Genomic DNA, 19,578 nt, shown 5'->3' with positions numbered 1-19,578 from the left:
TCAGATTACTTCAGTTTTTCCAGCAGCTTATCGTGAATACCGCCAAAGCTGCCGTTACTCATCACCAGGATGTGATCGCCCGGCTGGGCATGCTCTGCCACCATCGCGGTCAGCGCATCCAGGTCACCACTCCAGTACGCCGGCTGAACACAGTGCTCAGTAATTTCACTCACCAGCCACGGAATATTTGCCGGCTGGAGAATAAACACTTCATCTGCACGTCCCAGTGCCGGGGCGATATCGTCTTTGCTGATCCCCATTTTCATGGTATTTGAACGCGGCTCAAGCACCACCAGGATCCGGGCTGTGCCACCGACCTTACTGCGCAATGCCTGTAGCGTGGCGAGTATGGCTGTCGGGTGATGAGCGAAGTCATCGTAAACACTGATGCCGTTCACTTCACCACGCAGCTCCAGACGGCGGCGGGCATTGATAAATTTACCCAGTGCGCGGCAGGCTTCCTCCACAGGAACCCCGACGTGATGTGCTCCCGCAACGGCCATCAGCGCATTCTGCATGTTATGCTCACCGACCAGCCCCCAGTTCACACGACCTTTAATGTCACCGTCATAGCGTACATCAAACTCACCGCAGTCATTCGTTACTTTCTCCGCCTGCCAGCGGGCATTTTCACCGGTATATTCTTCTTCACTCCAGCACCCCATAGCGAGCATCTGTTTCAGATTCGAATCATTTGCCGGAGCAATAATCTTTCCGTCTCCGGGAACAACACGCACCAGATGATGAAATTGCTTTTCAATCGCGGCGAGATTTTCAAAAATATCTGCGTGGTCAAACTCAAGATTATTGAGCAGCAGTGTGCGCGGGCTGTAATGCACAAATTTCGAGCGCTTATCAAAAAAAAGCACAGTCATATTCATCCGCCTCAATCACAAAGAACGGACTGTTACCCAGTGTGGCAGAGACATCAAAATTACCCGGAACGCCGCCGATCAGAAAACCCGGCTGATAGCCGCAGTCTTCCAGAATCCACGCCAGCATACCGGCAGTAGTGGTTTTGCCGTGCGTTCCCGCCACGGCGAGCACCCAGCGCTCCGGTAATACATGGTCATGCAGCCACTGCGGTCCTGAGGTATATGGGATACCCAGGTTCAGCACAGCTTCCACACACGGGTTTCCGCGCTTCATGGCGTTGCCGATCACCACAATATCCGGGCGGGGTTCAAGCTGCACCGGGTCATAGCCCTGGATAAGCTCAATCCCCTGCTCCGTCAGCAGGTCACTCATCGGCGGGTAGACATTTTGATCAGCGCCGGTCACTTTATGTCCCTGCGAGCGGGCAAGAATTGCGAGGCTGCCCATGAAGGTGCCGCAGATACCGAGAATATGAATATGCATTATTTTTATCCAATAGCATGACGTTGGTCACTATTCTAACCATCTATCAAAAGAACTGAAACGGATTAGCCTATCAATTATGATTTTCTTTGGCTAAACTTGCACGCGCGTTGCCGGGCAACCGCTTTCGTAATACTTTTATTTCACCCACTTCAGGACGCACGTCATGAAAACATTAGGCGAATTTATCGTCGAAAAACAGCAGGACTTTTCTCACGCAACCGGAGAACTGACTGCTCTCCTCTCTGCGATTAAGTTAGGTGCTAAAATTATTCATCGTGATATCAACAAAGCCGGGCTGGTTGATATCCTTGGTACCAATGGTATCTCTAATGTGCAGGGTGAAGTCCAGATGAAACTGGATCTCTACGCTAACGAGAAACTGAAAGCGGCACTAAAAGCCCGTGGTGAAGTTGCCGGTATTGCTTCCGAAGAAGAAGATGACATCGTCATTTTTGAAGGCGGACGTGCCGAGAATGCCAAATATGTTGTTCTGATGGATCCGCTCGATGGTTCATCCAACATTGACGTAAATGTGTCTGTCGGAACCATTTTCTCTATCTATCACCGTATCACGCCTCTGGGTCAGCCGGTAACAGAAGCTGACTTCCTGCAACCGGGCAACCGCCAGGTCGCAGCCGGTTATGTGGTATACGGGTCTTCCACTATGCTGGTTTACACCACCGGCAACGGGGTTCACGCCTTTACGTATGATCCGTCATTAGGCGTATTCTGTCTGTGTCAGGCAGACGTGCAATTCCCGGAAAAAGGCAATATGTACTCCATCAATGAAGGGAACTATATCCGCTTCCCGCAGGGTGTGAAAAAGTACATTAAATACTGCCAGGATGAAGATGAGGCAACAAACCGCCCTTATACCACCCGTTATATCGGCTCACTGGTTGCAGACTTCCACCGCAACCTGCTCAAAGGCGGGATCTACATCTACCCGAGCACAGCAAGCCATCCGACCGGCAAACTGCGCCTGTTGTATGAGTGCAACCCGATGTCTTTCCTCGCAGAACAGGCGGGCGGTAAAGCGAGTGACGGTAAAAACCGTATCCTTGATATCATTCCTGAAAAACTCCACCAGCGTTCGCCGTACTTTGTCGGTACAAAATCGATGGTAGAGAAAGCAGAAAGCTTTATGGCTGAATTCCCGGACGAACACGGGAAGTAAGCGGAGGAAAAGGCGGTATACCACCGCCTTTTTTTCGTTATAATGTCTGCCACGCTATTTGGTTTGAAGACTTAAAGGAAACCGCTCATGAGCCTGAATAATGTTCCTGCAGGTAAAGATCTGCCGGAAGATATCTATGTTGTTATCGAAATCCCTGCAAACGCAGATCCGATTAAATACGAAGTGGATAAAGAATCCGGTGCGCTGTTTGTTGACCGTTTCATGTCAACGGCGATGTTCTATCCGTGCAACTATGGTTATATCAACCATACGTTATCACTGGATGGCGACCCGGTAGACGTCCTGGTTCCGACTCCGTATCCGTTACAGCCGGGTTCTGTGATCCGCTGCCGTCCGGTCGGTGTTCTGAAAATGACTGACGAATCCGGTGAAGATGCCAAACTGGTTGCGGTTCCGCACACCAAACTGAGCAAAGAATACGATCACATCAAAGATGTGGGCGATCTGTCTGAACTGCTGAAAGCGCAAATTACTCACTTTTTCGAGCACTACAAAGATCTGGAAAAAGGCAAATGGGTTAAAGTTGACGGCTGGGAAGATGCCGCGTCAGCAAAAGCAGAAATCATTGCTTCTTTCGAACGCGCTGCGAAAAAATAATCCGCATCCCGTTTTGATAAAAAAAACCGCTGTTTTCACAGCGGTTTTTTATTTTTGCAGGTATGTTATTCGCTTTCCGGTCCCGGTTCCCCGTGACGCCTGAGCCAGTCACCGCAGTTTATCCGCACCAAATCGTCCACAGAACGCTGATACAGGTAAATCCAGGCGCTGCCATAAGGCGTTGAAACCAGCTCGCGCCGGTAATCCTGACCATCTTTTTTCAATTCATCCAGCTCTGTCAGGATCGACGAAGAGATCCGGTACACTTCACATTCGATTTTACCGGTTCCCGGTACAACCGCAGGATAGTGCCCCAGATCATACAGATCATAACCTTCAAGCGTATACTCACCCAGCAGGGCGGCATAGGTCATCCAGTGATGGTTTCCCTGTTTTTGCCGCAAACTGCCATAAACGATCACTCGCATATATTAGAACTCAAACTGATAAAGCAGATCGATCGCCTGGCTTACGCCAGACACCGCTTCCAGATATAACCTGGGCATTAACCTATAGCGTAACGTCAAGGTCGCTAAAGAGTCAAATATACCGACACCATATTTTACCTGCAAGTCATTCGTTATCTTGCCGCTGACCACAACCTGGGACTTATCACCCACGCCCTGGGTGTCCAGAGCCAGGTCTGAAATGCCGAATGTTTCACCAATTTTTCCGACTAACTGCCCGCTTTGTGCTACCCCAAGGCTGATTAACATGGATGTCATCTGAGAACTGTCAGCATCACCGGTATTAAGCCCCTCACCCCGTAACAGATAAGAAAGGGCCTCTTCCTGTGACATTGCAGGGTCAGAAAATATTTCCACTTTCGGACGATCCGCAAGCCCGGTCACCCGGACACCGGCAATAACACCATTAGCGGTGTTATCCGGATTACGGATGGCCTCCATATTCAGGAACGGCTGGTCAGCCGGACCGGAGAACAGAATCTGTCCTTTGCGCACCAGCAGATCCTGCCCGTACGCTTTGAAACGCCCGCGCGGAATATCAACCTGTCCGTTCAGCCCCAGACCCTGTTTGTCCTGCGCGACCCTCAGGTTCCCTGTCAGCATCGCACTAAGACCAAATGCATCAAGTGCCACATCCGGACCAATATGGATTTTCAGGTTGCTCTGAATCGGAATACTGACCGGTTTTTCATGAATCGGTTGCAGATTATTGTCCAGCATCACTTCATCAGATGTTGAGGCAACCGCTGACTCCGGCACGTCATGTACCGTTATCCGCGCCCACGGAATATTGACGGTTCCGTCCAGCTTCAGCACTGACGGTGTCGCTTCAAAAACCAGATCAGGACTGACATCAATCCGTATCATCGGCGGCAATGAAACCCGCAGCTTATCACCCTGCGCACTGATTTTAGCGTACCACGCATCCATCTTGCGCCAGTCTGCATTACCACTGAGGTTCAGATACCCTTCCGGGGTTTTAATTTGTCCGTTCAGATCAGAACGCGCGCCGTCAAAATTAACCGTCAGGCCGCCCTGTGTAATATCAAACGGCAGCAACTTCCCGCTGACAGCAAGATCGGACAATCCGAGCTGACCAAACAGCAAAGGTCCGGCAGCATTACCGCCGAGGCGCAGATTCGCATTCAGCCGCCCGGTGGCTTTATCGCCTTTACCCAACAGCGGTTTAATCAGATCCAGCGAGATATTGTCGATTCCGACATTTCCGCTCAGCTGACGACGCTTTTCCAAATCAGAAATTTGTACATTGCCGTTTATTTTTCCGTTTCCGGCGATAGCAATCAGCCACTGAAGATTCAGTTTGCCGCTCTTCATTGCTGCCGTCAGTGTAAGGGTATCAAACGCAACCGGCAGATTGGTGCCTTCCAGGCTCTGCACCACCTTCACGCCACTCCCTTTCAGGGAGACATCCATCACCGGCTGCGAACCATCAGCAAACCAGCGGACATTCGCATTTCCGCTGAATACGCCGCTCAGTTTTGTGCCCTGGTCCAGGAACGGTTTTATCATCGATAAATCAAACCGCTCCAGCGCAACCGAGGCATTACCGGATGCACCGGCAGTAATCGGTTTCGGCACACAGATACGCGCATCCGGGTTCACCCAGCAGTGGGTTCCGACTGTGACTTCCTGTTTTTCATTCAGATACGTCAGCGCCATTGCTTTGCTGAGCTGCCATTCACCCACCGGCGTTTCAAAACGGGTATTATTCAGAGAGCCTTTCCAGATTTGTGTTTTACGATCAAACCCGCCGTTGAGCATCAGTTGTGCCGATACCGGATCTCCCTTCATTGTCAGTTTCAGCGCGTGCTGTGCTTCTGTCCCTTTTGCATTCAGGGTCAGATTGCTTATCACCAGATCCGCCTGCCTGAGCTGAGTGACGGTGACATCCAACTGACCTTTGATCTGTTCGGCTGAAGTAACATCCCCTTTGATCGTGGCATTAGCGACAGATAAATCATTCTGCCACTTCAGACTGTGGATTGAGAGATCAGCCAGGATCTGCGGTTTTTCCATATTGCCGCGAACATTCAGCTTACCTTTAATGGTCCCGGCAAGACCCGGAACCAGACCACCCAGCGCCGGGGCATTAATATCCGCATCCAGCTTCCAGTTGTCAGCCAGTTGCCCATTGATATCCAGCTTATTATTACCCAGCGCCAGTTTCAGCTCCGGGATAGTCCACTGCCCGCCGGCGTTACCTTTTACATTTCCGCGCGCTTTCAGCGGATAATTTTTCACTTTTCCGTCGAGCGTGATATCCGGAACAGACAATTCCCAGTTACCGCCGTACAGACTGCCGCGCGTGGTAATTTTACCATCCACTTTCGCCGGCCATTCAGGGTAGGCTTTTGCGGTATTCAGACCGGACAGTGTCAGCACCGCCTGCCAGCTGATGGCTTTTTGCCAGTCCGCCACACCGGTGACCTCAGCAAAGCCCTGTAAAGCATTCAGGCGCAGCCGGGTGAGATTAAGCTGTTCTGTATTGCCTTTGGCATCCAGCGTCAGCAGTGCGGGTGGGATATCCTTACCTTTGATGTCTGAGCGCAGGGAGAGATCATATCCGCTGACTTTACCGTTAAGGCGTAATTTCACACCATTGAGCTGATAATCCGCCTCACCGGTCAGCGGCCAGCTGACTTTCTGACTCTCCAGTGTCAGCAATACCGGTAAATCCGCTTGTGTCAGATTCGTTTGTGCATCCAGGGTCGCATTAACCGGCCCTTTCAGTGCCAGTGCCAGTGTCAGTTCATCCAGCAGCCCGCCCTTGAGGTTCAGATCAATACTCTGCCCGCTGAATTCATCAAAATCGCGAACCGCACCTTTAACTGAGAGCGCCACCGGCCAGTTATCACTGAGAGTGGCTTCCCCGCTGATACTGATATTTCCCTGCGGTGCGTCTGCTGAGAAATCACTCAGTGTCAGTGTCTGCCCTTTGTTAAACAGTGCCAGATGCAGAGAATGTATCGTTACCGGTGTATCACCACTCACCTGCCAGTTATCTCCGGAAATACCTTCAACCGAAATATTCAGCGGAAGAATAACGTCCGGCAGTTCTGCCAGCAGAGGTTTGGCAAAAATAGCATTAATGGTTTCACTCAGGGGTTTTTCCGGCTCGTCAGTTACCGGTTCCGGTTTTTCCGCAACAGCCGCAGGGTCAGATTCCGGCAGCACAACAGAGAGCGCCTTAATCACAGTCGGTTTGAGTGTGAGCTGGTCGCCCTCCCAGGTCATCGCCGTACGAAATGAGTCCAGATTGATCGCCATATCATCGACTGTCACCTGCGTATTGGTGACAGAAAGCGAATCAAGAAAAATAGTCAGTGGCGCATTCAGTTCCGTCAGTGGTTCAGACGGCGGCGTTTCTTCTGACGGCGGCAGTTTTGTTGTATCAACAGAGACGCGGGTGCCGTCTGTACTGAGATTTTCAACACACAGTGTCATATTTTTCAGGCAGTTAAGGCGCAGTGCGAGATTGACTTTATCCACGCTGACATCAATGCCCGGCATGGTGTATTTCACCTGCTTCAGGGTCAGGTTACGCAAATCCCCTTCCACCTGCCCGAGTGTCAGACCGGACACAAAACGCGGTGCCAGATTCAGGGCAAAATGCAGCCCGGACTGAGTGCCAAGTACCCAGCCCAGCGTGCCGCCAATCATCAGGATAAGCACCAGCAGAACGATTGCCGGCCATTTAAGATACTTCAGCCATTTCATCAGAGTTCTGCTCCCAATCCGATGTAAAACTCAATATTTTTTGTCTGATCGTCACCGACAGGTGCCGCCAGATCAAACTTCACCGGTCCGACCGGTGATGCCCAGCGCACCCCGACACCCGCACCGGTTTTAAAATTACTCCGTTTGATGTCATTCACCACTTCGCCGCTGTCCACAAATACCGCGCCCCACCAGTCACCGGTCACGTTGTACTGATACTCCAGGGAGCCAACTGCGGATTTCGAGCCACCGGTCAGTTTACCGTCAGCATCTTCCGGCGAGATTTTGTTGTAGCGATAGCCACGGATACTGCCGTCACCCCCTGCGAAAAATCGCAGGTCAGGCGGAACCCGGTCAAAATTATTCGTTTCTATCCAGCCAAGTGTCCCGCGCATCACGAAACGATGACCTTCCCACGGCGTTCTGACCCAGACATTACGGGCGCGGAATACAGCAAAATCCACATCCGAACCCCACATTTCATTGGATACATCAACAGAATAGCGCTGACTGTCTCCCCAGGACGGCATCATTCCGCCCCTGGAGCGGACACGGCTGACATTGACGCCGGGATAGAGCAGCATGGTGGTGTTGGTGATATCTGCCTGTGTAAAGTGGCTGAGGCTCCAGCGCATATTGATACCGTACTGCCAGCCGCTCGATAAATCCCAGTTACGTGACACACCGACCGTTGCGGTATCCGCTTTGGTATCATTCAGATCAGTGCGTTTGTAGCCACCGGAAACAGAATAATATTGCTCAATAGGATTTACTTTCAGCGGAATACGGTAGGAGGTGTCGATAATCTGTTCAGGCGCTGACAAACTGATGCTGGAAGTCAGGCTGTGCCCGCGGGAGTTAACCCACGGCTTATTCCATTTTGCCTGTACGCGCGGTCCCACGTCAGTCGCGAAACCACCACCCAGCTCCACAAAATTTTGTGCACGCGGGGTAAAAGAGGCGTCCATTGTCAGATAATCACTGTTATCTGTCCGTGCCTGCGCGATATTTGGCGTCACAATCGCAGACTGGAACCAGCCGGTTTGTGCCAGCAGGCGGTTAAAATCAGCTAACTGTTCTGAGGTATAATAATCACCCTCTTTAAAGGGCACCAACCCTTCCAGATAGGTGTCACGGATTTGTGAACCTTCATAATTCACTTTACCAAAACGGTATCGTTTGCCGCTGTTGAATACAAAATCCCAATATGCCGCATGTTGGGACAGTGCGATACCGAGCTGGCTTTTTTCCATCTCCGCATCAAAATAACCCCGCTTTAACGCAAGCCCGGATAATCCGCCCTTGAAACTTTCATACTCACCATGATTGACGACAGTGCCGATTTCAGGTTTATTTTTAGTCACAAACTGACTGAAAGCAGTATCGTCCTTTGCCGCACCTTCAATATCGACGGTCACCCCGGCAATTTTGACGGGTTCACCCGGCGTGACGCGGGCAAGTAATACCGGGCGTGCAGGTGGCTGATTATCCTGATATTCAAAGGTAACTGTGGGTTCATAATAGCCAAGCGGGCGCAGACCTTCTTTAATGGCTTTTTCCACACGGGAGCGGAAACGGCCATCAGCCACTACTTCATCCGTTGAGATTGTCGAAAGCTGGACTCTTGCATTTTTTTTCAAGTTGGCCGTTCAGCCCTTCCACTTTTAACCGAAGATTTGCACTATATGCCAGAGGGGATGTGAGAGACACGGCCACAACACAAATAAGAGGGTATCGGATCACATCAACTCCTGAATGTCTTAGATTTGATTGAAAACAATATGAAAATTATTTGAAGTTTACTATAGATACATAAGATAAATAACCTGAATTCTATTGATAATACACCGATTATTCTTAAAACAGGAGCCACCGCACATGATAAAAACGATAATTAATTACCCTCAGGATACAATTATTTCACCTGTTTCTGCTGAAAACGCACTTCCCGGCAGTACTGTTGCGCTGACCATCAGTCCCCGTCATACCGTCACCGGGAATGATGTGAACCATATTCCGGAAGGCTTTGATATCGCTTATTTTGCGATGGGATGCTTCTGGGGTGTGGAGCGTCTGTTCTGGCAGCAACCGGGAATTTACAGTACCACCGCAGGTTATACCGGCGGAGTCACTCAGAATCCGGGCTATGACGCTGTATGTACCGGCAACACCGGACACACCGAAGCGGTGCGTGTTGTCTATGACCCGTCAGTCATAAGCTATGTCGATTTACTGCGGTTGTTCTGGGAGAACCACGATCCGGCGCAGGGCATGAAACAGGGTGGCGATATCGGATCTCAGTACCGCTCGGCTGTTTTCACACAATCAGACAGTCAGCGCGTGCAGGCAATCGCCTCGCGGGAGCAATATCAGCAGGCGATGTCGGAGAGCGGCGATCACCGCCCGGTCACCACAGCAATCCGCCCCGCCGGTCCGTTTTATGTGGCAGAGGATTATCATCAGCAATATCTGGATAAAAACCCGGAAGGTTATTGCGGATTGGGCGGGATCGGCGTTTGCATGCCGCCTTCGCTGAGAAACTAACCGTTTTTCCTGATCCGGTGCTATACTGCACATCCACGCACAGAAAATATCAATCCTCTGTGCGTATTTCTCTTTTTATATCCGATATTTATACTCAATACTCTAAATAATTCGGAATGCATGCAGGCGACAAGCTCCGATTGCCGGGGAGCATACATCAGTATGTGACCCGATGAGCTGAGCGCAGTCAACACCCAGGCATTTTGAAGTATGACGAGTATAAATATCTCAAAAATAACCGGTCGCCACGCATAATCAATAACAGCACTGCCTCAGGCAAACGTGCCGGCCATTCGGAACCTATATGTTAAATAGTGTATTAATTGTACTGTTACTTTGCGCCATCAGCGCATTCTTTTCATTATCAGAAATTTCGCTTGCCGCCTCACGGCGTATAAAGCTCAAAATCATGATCGACGAGGGCAACGCGAATGCCGCGCTGGTTCTCCGCCTTCAGGAAGCACCGGGAATGTTTTTCACCGTGGTGCAGATTGGGCTGAATGCTGTGGCGATCCTCGCCGGTATTGTCGGGGAATCTGCTTTTTCACCGGCACTGCGCTCTATGTTTCAGAACATTGTGTCTGATACCGCCGCACAACAGCTCGGCTCCATATGTTCATTTGTTATCGTCACCTCCATGTTTATCCTGCTGGCTGACCTGACGCCTAAGCGGATGGGAATGATCAAGCCCGAAGCCGTGGCTATCCGTATTGTTCAGCCGATGCGTTTTTGTCTGGCTGTACTGCGCCCGCTGGCCTGGCTGTTTAACGGCTTATCTAATCTGTTCTTCAAACTATTCAAAATTCCGCTGGCGCGTAATGAAGATATTACATCTGATGATATTTACGCCGTCGTGGAAGCCGGCGCTGTCGCCGGTGTACTGCGCAAGCAGGAGCACGAACTGATTGAAAACGTGTTTGAACTGGAATCCCGTACTGTCCCTTCCGCTATGACCTCGCGTGAAAGTATCGTTTACTTTGACAGGAAGGAAAGCGAAGAAAGTATTAAAGAAAAGATTTCCACACAGCCACATTCAAAATTCCTGGTATGTGACGGGGGTCTTGATCATGTCCTCGGGTATGTTGATTCCAAAGATCTGCTCAACCGCGTACTGATTGGTCAGAGCCTGAACCTGCATGATGGCGTACAAATCCGCCCGGCACTGATGATCCCGGACACACTCAGTTTGTCTGATACCCTGGAAGGCTTTAAAAACGCCGGTGAAGACTTTGCTATCATCCTCAATGAATACGCGATGGTGATGGGTGTTATCACAATCAATGATGTGATGATTACATTGATGGGTGACCTGGTGGGTCAGGGACAGGAAGAACAAATTGTTGCCCGTGATGAAAACTCATGGCTGGTTGAAGGCGGTACGCCGATTGAAGATGTGCAGCGGGTGCTGGATATTGATGAGTTTCCGGATGACAGCAACTATGAAACTATTGCCGGCTTTATGATGTACAAACTGCGCCGGATCCCGAAACGCACAGATTATGTAAAATATGTCGGTTATAAATTTGAAGTCGTTGATATTGATAACTATAAGATTGACCAGTTATTAGTTACGCGAATTCCGGACTCCCCGGTCACTGCGGTTATTTTACCGGTTTCCCCCTTGCCGCCTGCGGCAGGAGAAAACAAAGAGGGTTAGTCTGACGTAACACCGGATACCCGCGGTCAACAGCCGTAAAACCAACCCTTATTTTTCATCAGGTATTGTTAATGCGGCTAAAATTGCGCCTGCAGCAACAATACCTGCTGATTAATCTCACTCATTGCGCTCAGATGACGTTTATCTCTGACTTTCGGCGGTAAAATCTTACCGTAATCAAACTCGAACGCTCCCATTCCCTGTATATACAGCCGACCACGGAACAATGTTTTCACATAGCGCGCTATCTGAGACGGGTTGTAACGGGCAAAAATCTTCATCACTCTTATGTCCTCCCCTTTACCTTTCGGTTACAGGTAAAATTACTGACATCACCTTTATACCCTTATTCATTCAAACTGCAGGTTCGTTGGCTGCATCTTGAATGACGTTGGGTATGCATTACAGGGTAGACCAGAATCCTCATCAGGGGTTCACTAATCATGTGTTTTAATCACTATTTTTACATAAAATGACATACTGCTACGATGTACTTCACAAAACCATAAGAAAATAGATCTTCATCACACCAGAAACATACTGCATCACAATATGATATATAAACAATAACCTTATAATTATTATAACTTTTATAAATAATAAAAAGCGTAAGAACTTAATCAATAAATGATATACCGCGTATTCTTACTAAACAAAAAAAAGCCCGTGTAATTTGCATAACCATGCATATTACACGGGCTTTTCAGAGATCAAATGGTGGTCAGAAACTGCTGACGCGAAATCCCGGGTTAATCATCGATTCACGCGGTGTATAATCGAGAGTCTTGCCATTCCAGTCAGTGATGTGCGCACCCGCTGCCAACGCAACTGCATGACCGGCTGCGGTATCCCAGATATGGGTCGGGTTAAAGCGCGGATACAACTGTGCTTTCCCCTCCGCCACCAGGCAGAATTTCAGGGATGAACCAATTGCCTGTGTTTCATGCGGCCCCAGTTGCGCCAGGTAATCCGCCAGCTCATCATCCTGATGGGAACGGCTGATAACCACCATCGGTAATTCGGCATTTATCACTTTAATCTGCATCTGCTGCCCGCCACGTTCACGCCAGGCGCGCGGTCCTTCTGCAAAATAGAGCACATCCGTCACCGGGGCATACACCACCCCCATGACCGGAACACCATCACTTATCAGCGCAATATTTACCGTGAATTCCCCGTTACGGCTGATAAATTCTTTTGTGCCGTCGAGGGGATCCACCAGCCAGTATTGTGTCCAGTGCTGACGTTCAGACCAGGCTTGCGGATCTTCCTCAGAGAGCACCGGGATATCCGGGGTCAGTGCCGTCAGTTCTTGCAGGATAATATGATGTGCCGCGAGATCGGCGGCGGTCAGCGGCGAGTTATCCGCCTTGGCTGAAATATTCATCGTGTCGGGATGATGATAAATATCCATGATAGCCTCGCCCGCCCGCCGGGCCAGGTGACAAATTTGATTGAGCATCCTTCACCTCTTTCACAGAACGGTTAGTGAGCCGCGCTATTCTATTCACGTCTCCGGAGATCTGAAACTTGAGTATAGAAACAAAAATGGCCGGTGAAAACCGGCCATTTCGAATATTCTGCTTTTGGTAACACAATCCGTACTTACAGGATCTCTAACAGCTCAACTTCAAAGACCAGTGTGCTGTATGGCGGGATAGAAGCACCGGCACCACGCTCACCGTAAGCCAGGTTGCTCGGGATATACAGTTCCCATTTAGAACCAACCGGCATCAGGGTCAGTGCTTCGATCCAGCCTGCGATCACGCCATTGACCGGGAATTCAGCCGGCTCACCGCGCTGTACAGAGCTGTCAAACACAGTGCCGTCAGTCAGACGACCGGTATAGTGGACGCGGACACGGTCAGTGCGCGCCGGAATCGGACCATCACCCTGAGTGATAACAGAGAACTGTAAACCGCTCTCAGTGGATGAAACACCTTCTTTCTTTGCGTTCTCTTCCAGAAAGCGCATGCCATCTTTTACCAGCTCTGCCTGCATTTCATTGCGGACAGCATCAGCACGCTCATGCATTTCACGCAGGGCACGATGAAGAACATCAACCGCGACAGCAGGCTGATTATTGGCTAATGCGTCAGTGATACCGGCAAGAATCGCTTCCGGTACTAATCCGCTCAGTCCGGATTCCTGTAATTGCTGGCCGATTTGTAAGCCAATTCCGTAGCTTGCCTGTGCTTCCATCGTGTCAAAAGTCGGTTGTGTCATGAGAGATACCTGATTAATAAGTAAGACGGACAAGCATAACAGCAGCATGTACCCCGGTAAACCCGATTATCAGTGAAAGCTGATGCAACAGCCAACAGACATGTCCTTATTCATTAAACCTGCCTGCGTCCTGAACAGCATCGGGTATAAACACAGGAAACAAATTATAAAACAGGACTAATTCCGAATAATTTCAGGGAGGCGACTGCTACACTGAAAGAACGTCTGATGATTATAACGCATGCACAATAGCGGGGAAATACTATGCGGTTACTGCCCAAATTCCATCTTTATACCATCGCCGCCATCGCGCTGATTGTTATTATTGTGCTGTTTTTATGGCCATCCGCACCCAAACCGCCGGTGACATCTCCGCCACAGACTATCGGTCTGACACCACCGGTACAGGATGATCCGCTGGGTGACCTGATGGCACAGCGTCAGCTTACCGACACACAGGGCACAACAGAAAATACCCTGCCACAGGATGATAACCTGCCGCCTGTTGCTCAGGCTCAGGATCCGGTACCACAACTCCCGGCAGAACTGCCACCGGTCATCACAGAAACAGCACCTGTCGTTACAGCTGCACAGGATGCTCCGCTTGTAGCGCAGCGGTTTACGGTAAAAAAAGGACAGACAATCGCGCAGGTTTTCCGTAATAACGGGTTACCGGTTGATGATTTATTCCGGATGACCGCCGTTGAAGGGGCGCAAAAGCCGCTGAACCAGGTTGAGGCAGGAGATAAAATACGGGTTATCCGGGGGAAAGACAAAGCGATTACAGAGCTGACAATTGATAAGACCAGCGGACAGTCCGTGACCTTTAAACGCCAGAAAGACGGCAGTTACCGCCGTTCATGATGTAAAAGCCTTTATGATGTAAAACATAAAAAAAAACGCTGGCCTGAGCCAGCGTCTTTCAAAGATGTTTACATCGTAATCAGAGATTACTCAGCAACAATCTTCACATTCAGTTCTGCAAACACGTCACTGTGAACCTGGAAGTGAACTTCATGATCACCCAGAGTACGCAGAACGCCGTTAGGCAGACGAACTTCGCTTTTCGCGATATCAACACCAGCTGCAGTTACAGCATCAGCGATGTCACGAGTACCGACAGAACCGAATAATTTGCCTTCGTCACCCGCTTTAGAAGAGAGAGTCACAACGCCCAGGGCATTGATTTTCTCTGCACGAGCGTGAGCTGCTGCCAGAACGTCAGCTAATTTAGCTTCCAGTTCTGCGCGGCGTGCTTCGAAGAATTCGATATTTTTCTTGGTTGCAGGAACAGCTTTACCTTGCGGTACTAAGAAGTTACGTGCATAACCAGACTTAACATTTACTTGGTCACCCAGGCTACCCAGGTTCGCTACTTTATCAAGCAGAATAACTTGCATTACCTTATCCTCTTAAATGGACGGTGCCGATTACTGATGACGATCAGTGTAAGGCAGTAAAGACAGGTAGCGGGCACGCTTGATAGCACGAGCGAGCTGACGCTGATATTTCGCACTTGTACCGGTAATACGGCTTGGTACGATTTTACCACTTTCAGTGATATAGTTTTTCAGCGTAGCGATGTCTTTATAATCAATCTCTTGAACGCCTTCTGCGGTGAAACGGCAGAATTTACGACGACGGAAATAACGTGCCATAAGGCTAGTCTCCAGAATCTATTAATTCAATATGTTCGGCATGAAGAACCAGTTTCGTTAATCCATTGCGACCCTGATGGGTGCTGATGAATCCATGAACGGTTATATGACTGCCGACCGTTATACTGCGAGTAATGGTTTGGATGGTTAGTCCGCTGGCAACCACGGGCATTCTGCACCATGCCTGCCGGCTAAGTCCGGCTTCCTGCTGTTGTGAGCGGTGCTCAAGCACAAACTGACAATGCGGAATTCCGGCCGGGCTTACTTTCCGGATGGGTTCCCTGCACACTGTGCCGGATAACACCAGACGGTTAGCGGACACCGTTATTACTCTTCAGTTTCCTCAGCTTCATCATTTTCTTCAATGTCGTCAGACATGTCGCGCGGGCGACGTTCGTCTTTCGCTTTAACCATCGGAGAAGGTTCAGTCACCGCGTGCTTAACGCGCATAACCATGCTGCGGATAACGGCATCATTGAAGCGGAAAATAGTTTCCAGCTCGTCAATCACTTCCTGCGGTGCTTCAACGTTCAGCAGAACGTAGTGAGCTTTGTGCAGTTTGTTGATTGGGTAAGCCAGTTGGCGACGACCCCAGTCTTCGAGACGATGGATCTGACCTTCTGCATTAGTAATAGCAGTTTTGTAACGCTCGATCATTGCCGGTACTTGTTCGCTCTGGTCCGGATGAACCATAAAGACGATTTCGTAATGACGCATTAGTAGTGCTCCTTACGGATTATTAGCCTCCAGTCCGGGCAACCGCAACCCTGAGAGGCAAGGAACTTGTTTAAGTGCGGCTGAAAAATTTGACGCATAACTATACCCACGCCCGATGCAAAAGACAAGGCAATAGTTCGCGGTGCGCGATTATTTTCCGCGCTGGCGTACGGCTTCAAACAGACACACACCCGTTGCCACAGAGACATTCAGAGAGGATACCGCCCCCGCCATCGGGATGCTGATCAGCTCATCGCACAGGTCGCGGGTCAGGCGGCGCATACCTTCGCCTTCCGCACCCATGACCAGCGCCACAGGACCGGTCATCTTGCTCTGATAGAGATCGTGTGTCGCTTCACCTGCAGTGCCGACAATCCAGATATTTTCATCTTTCAGCTGGCGCAATGTACGGGCCAGATTGGTCACGCGGATCAGCGGAACACTTTCTGCCGCACCACATGCCACTTTTTTTAACTGTCGCATTCAGTTGCGCCGAGCGGTCTTTCGGGATAATCACGGCATGAACACCGGCAGCGTCCGCAGTACGCAGACAAGCACCCAAATTGTGCGGATCAGTCACGCCATCCAGCACCAGCAGGAAAGGTGTTTCATGCTCTGCCAGTAAATCCGGCAGATCCTGTTCCTGATACTGACGACCGCCTTTAACTTTAGCGATAACACCCTGATGCACGCCACCTTCAGCCTGGCTGTCCATCCACTGGCGGTTTGCCACCTGAACACGGATACCGGCCGCTTCCAGTGCCTGAGCAACCGGGATAAGACGGCGGTCTTCGCGCCCTTTTAAGATATAGACTTCAATAAAACGGCTGGGATCACTCGCCAGCAAGGCATCCACGGCGTGAATACCATAAATAATTTCACTCATAACGTTCCGTTTGTTGCAGGATAATATACCCGGTGAGGCGCTACCGCCTCACCGGGGAAAAAATGAACTAAAGGCAATTATTTTGCGGCTTTTTTCTTCGCGCGCTTCGCCTTTATATTCGCTTCAATTTTTTTGGTCCGGGGTGATTTCGGGCTTTTTGGTGCTTTCGGCGCGTCACCGTCTTTTTTCTTCTTGCGGAACGCACTGTCCGGCTCGAAGTTTTTCTCACGGGTAACGTCGTCTTTTTTCCCGCTGCGGCGTTTATCACCGGTCTGACCGGTACGCGCACGGGTTCTCGCGGTTTTACCTTCATTGCGGGCGCGTCGCGTGCTTGAAATCAATGCGAAATCAATCGTGCGCTCATCCATATGTACAGCTTCCACGCGGATTTCAACTTCATCACCGAGGCGGTACACATTATTTGAGGACTCACCAATCAGGCGCTGGCCGACATTATCATAGCGGTAATAGTCATTATCCAGTGTTGATACGTGTACCAGACCATCAATAAACAACTCATTCAGACGGACAAAGAACCCGAAACCGGTCACACTGGTAATCAGCCCTTTGAATACATTACCGACCTGATCCTGCATAAAGTCACACTTCAGCCAGTCTGCCACATCACGCGTTGCTTCGTCCGCGCGGCGCTCGGTCATGGAGGTGTGTTCCCCCAGTTGCAGCATGCCTGGTATATCGTAGTGCCATGCGCCGGTTTTGGATGGTTTCTCACCCTGCTCTTTTGCCAGCAGATATTTGATAGCGCGGTGTAACGATAGATCCGGATAACGACGGATAGGTGATGTAAAGTGCGCATACGCCGGCAGCGCCAAGCCAAAGTGTCCACGGTTGTCCGGGTCGTAAATTGCCTGCTTCATGGAGCGCAACAGCATGGTCTGTAACAGTTCACTGTCAGGACGCTCTGCCACATCACGCATGACCTGCGCATAATCTTTCGGCTCCGGTGTCAGTCCGCCCGGCAGGGTCAGTCCCAGCTCGTTGAATACGGTCCGCAGATTACCGACGCTCTCTTCTTTCGGACGGTCATGGACACGGTACAGTGCCGGTTCGTTGTTTTTCTCAACGAATCTTGCCGCTGCCACGTTCGCCATGATCATGCACTCTTCAATCAGTTTGTGCGCATCATTACGCTGCACCGGCTCGATACGATCGATCCGTTTTTCTGCATTAAAGATAAATTTGGCTTCTTCTGATTCAAATGCAATCGCGCCACGCTCATCACGTGCTTCCGCCAGTGCTTTATACAATTTATGCAGTTCTTCGAGATGTTTTACCAGCGGCGCATAATGCTCACGCAGCTCTTCATCCCCTTCAAGAATTTTCCATACTTTGGTGTAAGTCAGGCGGGCGTGGGAACTCATCACGGCTTCAAAGAAACGGTAACCGGATAATTTACCTTTTGATGAGATAGTCATTTCACAGACCATACACAGGCGATCAACCTGCGGGTTCAGTGAACAGACTCCGTTAGAAAGCACTTCCGGCAGCATCGGAACAACCTGGGACGGGAAGTATACCGAGTTACCCCTGCTGCGTGCTTCGTCATCCAGCGCGGTTTGCGGGCGCACATAGTAACTTACGTCAGCAATCGCCACCCACAGACGCCAGCCACCGCCGCGTTTAGCTTCACAGTGAACCGCATCATCAAAGTCACGGGCGTCTTCGCCGTCAATCGTGACTAATGGCAGCGCACGTAAATCTTCACGCCCTTTTTTAGCTTCTTCCGGCACATTTTCGCTGACATCAGCCACCTGACGCTCAACCTGAGCCGGCCAGGTATACGGAATATCATGTTTGCGCAGGGCAATATCCACGGCAATACTGGTGCCCATTTTTTCGCCCAGTACTTCAGTGATTTCACCGAGCGCCTGTACCCGTTTGGCCGGGCGGCGGGTCAGTTCCACCACCACGATGTTACCCATGCGGGCACCGTTGATGGATTCTTTCGGGATCAGGATATCAAAGCTCAGGCGGCTGTCATCAGGTACGACAAACCCCATGCCTTCTTCCATAAAGTAACGCCCGACTATCTGGCCGGTTTTCGGTTCAGTTACGCGTACCACACGGGCTTCGCGGCGCCCTTTGCGGTCGGCACCCATCACCTGCGCCAGGATAACGTCGCCGTGCATGCACAGCTTCATCTGATCTTGTGCGATAAACAGGTCGTCTTTCTGTCCTTCAACGCGTAAGAAACCAAAGCCATCGCGGTGTCCGATAACGGTTCCTTTAATTAAATCAAGGCGTTCCGGCAGCGCGTAGCATTGACGGCGGGTAAAGACCAACTGTCCGTCACGCTCCATTGCGCGCAGACGGCGGCGCAATGCTTCCTGTGCTTCTTCTCCGGTTAACCCCAGTTCCTGCGCGAGATCGTCGCGGCTGACCGGTTTGGTGTGGTTGCGGATAATTTCAAGAATAAATTCACGGCTCGCGATCGGGGCATCATATTTTTCCGCTTCGCGTTCCTGGTAAGGGTCGTTTGATTGTTTTTCCACTGACATCTTGTCCTC

Annotated in this window: 15 protein-coding genes and 3 pseudogenes; 5 read left to right on the top strand and 13 right to left on the bottom strand. The window is 50.4% G+C overall.

The window, feature by feature from the left end; genetic code table 11:
* Positions 1-5: 5 nt before the first annotated feature.
* A pseudogene (gene mpl / locus AYY16_RS10525) lies at positions 6-1,359 on the bottom strand (UDP-N-acetylmuramate:L-alanyl-gamma-D-glutamyl-meso-diaminopimelate ligase).
* A 166-nt stretch (positions 1,360-1,525) separates the two neighbouring features.
* Between mpl and fbp the strand changes: the two are divergent.
* Positions 1,526-2,539, top strand: a complete 1,014-nt coding sequence (gene fbp / locus AYY16_RS10520) for a class 1 fructose-bisphosphatase (protein WP_067366004.1) — start codon at positions 1,526-1,528, stop codon at positions 2,537-2,539.
* An 87-nt stretch (positions 2,540-2,626) separates the two neighbouring features.
* Entirely contained in the window at positions 2,627-3,157 is a 531-nt protein-coding gene (gene ppa, locus AYY16_RS10515) for an inorganic diphosphatase (protein WP_067366000.1), read from the top strand.
* Between the two features lie 65 nt (positions 3,158-3,222).
* Here ppa and AYY16_RS10510 read toward each other — a convergent pair whose 3' ends face one another.
* From AYY16_RS10510 to tamA, 3 genes and pseudogenes are all read right to left on the bottom strand, one after another.
* Positions 3,223-3,585 carry a gamma-glutamylcyclotransferase family protein gene (locus tag AYY16_RS10510; protein WP_067365997.1) on the bottom strand — a complete coding sequence of 121 codons (363 nt, stop codon included), beginning with the start codon at positions 3,583-3,585 and terminating at the stop codon, positions 3,223-3,225.
* A 3-nt stretch (positions 3,586-3,588) separates the two neighbouring features.
* A complete protein-coding gene (gene tamB / locus AYY16_RS10505; RefSeq protein WP_067365994.1) occupies positions 3,589-7,362 on the bottom strand; it encodes an autotransporter assembly complex protein TamB in 3,774 nt (1,257 codons plus the stop codon).
* A pseudogene (gene tamA / locus AYY16_RS10500) lies at positions 7,362-9,105 on the bottom strand (autotransporter assembly complex protein TamA). The gene tamB and the pseudogene tamA overlap by 1 nt, the downstream one beginning before the upstream one ends.
* Before the next feature lie 135 nt (positions 9,106-9,240).
* On the opposite strand from tamA, the gene msrA reads away from it, so the two are divergent.
* Both msrA and paeA read left to right on the top strand, forming a co-directional pair.
* Entirely contained in the window at positions 9,241-9,906 is a 666-nt protein-coding gene (msrA, locus tag AYY16_RS10495; RefSeq protein WP_067365992.1) for a peptide-methionine (S)-S-oxide reductase MsrA, read from the top strand.
* 304 nt (positions 9,907-10,210) lie between these two features.
* Positions 10,211-11,563 carry a polyamine export protein PaeA gene (gene paeA / locus AYY16_RS10490; RefSeq protein ID WP_067365988.1) on the top strand — a complete coding sequence of 451 codons (1,353 nt, stop codon included), beginning with the start codon at positions 10,211-10,213 and terminating at the stop codon, positions 11,561-11,563.
* Positions 11,564-11,640: 77 nt separating this feature from the next.
* On the opposite strand, the gene AYY16_RS10485 is transcribed toward paeA, so the two are convergent.
* The 3 genes from AYY16_RS10485 to AYY16_RS10475 form a co-directional block, all read right to left on the bottom strand.
* Positions 11,641-11,844, bottom strand: a complete 204-nt coding sequence (locus AYY16_RS10485; protein WP_067365985.1) for a DUF1107 domain-containing protein — start codon at positions 11,842-11,844, stop codon at positions 11,641-11,643.
* Between the two features lie 440 nt (positions 11,845-12,284).
* Complete coding sequence (gene cysQ, locus AYY16_RS10480; RefSeq protein WP_067365983.1) at positions 12,285-13,025, bottom strand: 3'(2'),5'-bisphosphate nucleotidase CysQ; 741 nt, start codon at positions 13,023-13,025, stop codon at positions 12,285-12,287.
* Positions 13,026-13,168: 143 nt separating this feature from the next.
* Complete coding sequence (locus AYY16_RS10475) at positions 13,169-13,789, bottom strand: peptidylprolyl isomerase (protein WP_067365979.1); 621 nt, start codon at positions 13,787-13,789, stop codon at positions 13,169-13,171.
* 264 nt (positions 13,790-14,053) lie between these two features.
* Between AYY16_RS10475 and AYY16_RS10470 the strand changes: the two genes are divergently transcribed.
* Complete coding sequence (locus tag AYY16_RS10470) at positions 14,054-14,653, top strand: LysM-like peptidoglycan-binding domain-containing protein (protein ID WP_223861210.1); 600 nt, start codon at positions 14,054-14,056, stop codon at positions 14,651-14,653.
* Positions 14,654-14,739: 86 nt separating this feature from the next.
* Here the strand turns inward: AYY16_RS10470 and rplI are convergent, their stop codons facing one another.
* From rplI to rnr, 6 genes and pseudogenes are all read right to left on the bottom strand, one after another.
* The gene (gene rplI, locus AYY16_RS10465; protein ID WP_067365975.1) at positions 14,740-15,189 is read right to left on the bottom strand and encodes a 50S ribosomal protein L9; all 450 of its coding nucleotides are present in this window, start codon (positions 15,187-15,189) and stop codon (positions 14,740-14,742) included.
* A 30-nt stretch (positions 15,190-15,219) separates the two neighbouring features.
* The gene (gene rpsR, locus AYY16_RS10460; protein WP_004234502.1) at positions 15,220-15,447 is read right to left on the bottom strand and encodes a 30S ribosomal protein S18; all 228 of its coding nucleotides are present in this window, start codon (positions 15,445-15,447) and stop codon (positions 15,220-15,222) included.
* A 4-nt stretch (positions 15,448-15,451) separates the two neighbouring features.
* On the bottom strand, positions 15,452-15,769 hold the full coding sequence (priB, locus tag AYY16_RS10455; protein ID WP_067365973.1) for a primosomal replication protein N: 318 nt from the start codon (positions 15,767-15,769) through the stop codon (positions 15,452-15,454).
* A 5-nt stretch (positions 15,770-15,774) separates the two neighbouring features.
* Positions 15,775-16,164: a 30S ribosomal protein S6 gene (gene rpsF, locus AYY16_RS10450; RefSeq protein WP_004241366.1), complete on the bottom strand. Its 390-nt coding sequence runs from the start codon at positions 16,162-16,164 to the stop codon at positions 15,775-15,777.
* Between the two features lie 150 nt (positions 16,165-16,314).
* A pseudogene (gene rlmB, locus AYY16_RS10445) lies at positions 16,315-17,050 on the bottom strand (23S rRNA (guanosine(2251)-2'-O)-methyltransferase RlmB).
* A gap of 77 nt (positions 17,051-17,127) precedes the next feature.
* A complete protein-coding gene (rnr, locus tag AYY16_RS10440; protein ID WP_067365971.1) occupies positions 17,128-19,569 on the bottom strand; it encodes a ribonuclease R in 2,442 nt (813 codons plus the stop codon).
* Positions 19,570-19,578: the final 9 nt, after the last annotated feature.

The sequence above is a fragment of the Morganella psychrotolerans genome, from assembly GCF_001676155.1.
GTDB lineage: Bacteria > Pseudomonadota > Gammaproteobacteria > Enterobacterales > Enterobacteriaceae > Morganella > Morganella psychrotolerans.
This window is presented reverse-complemented; position numbering and strand designations above follow the sequence as displayed.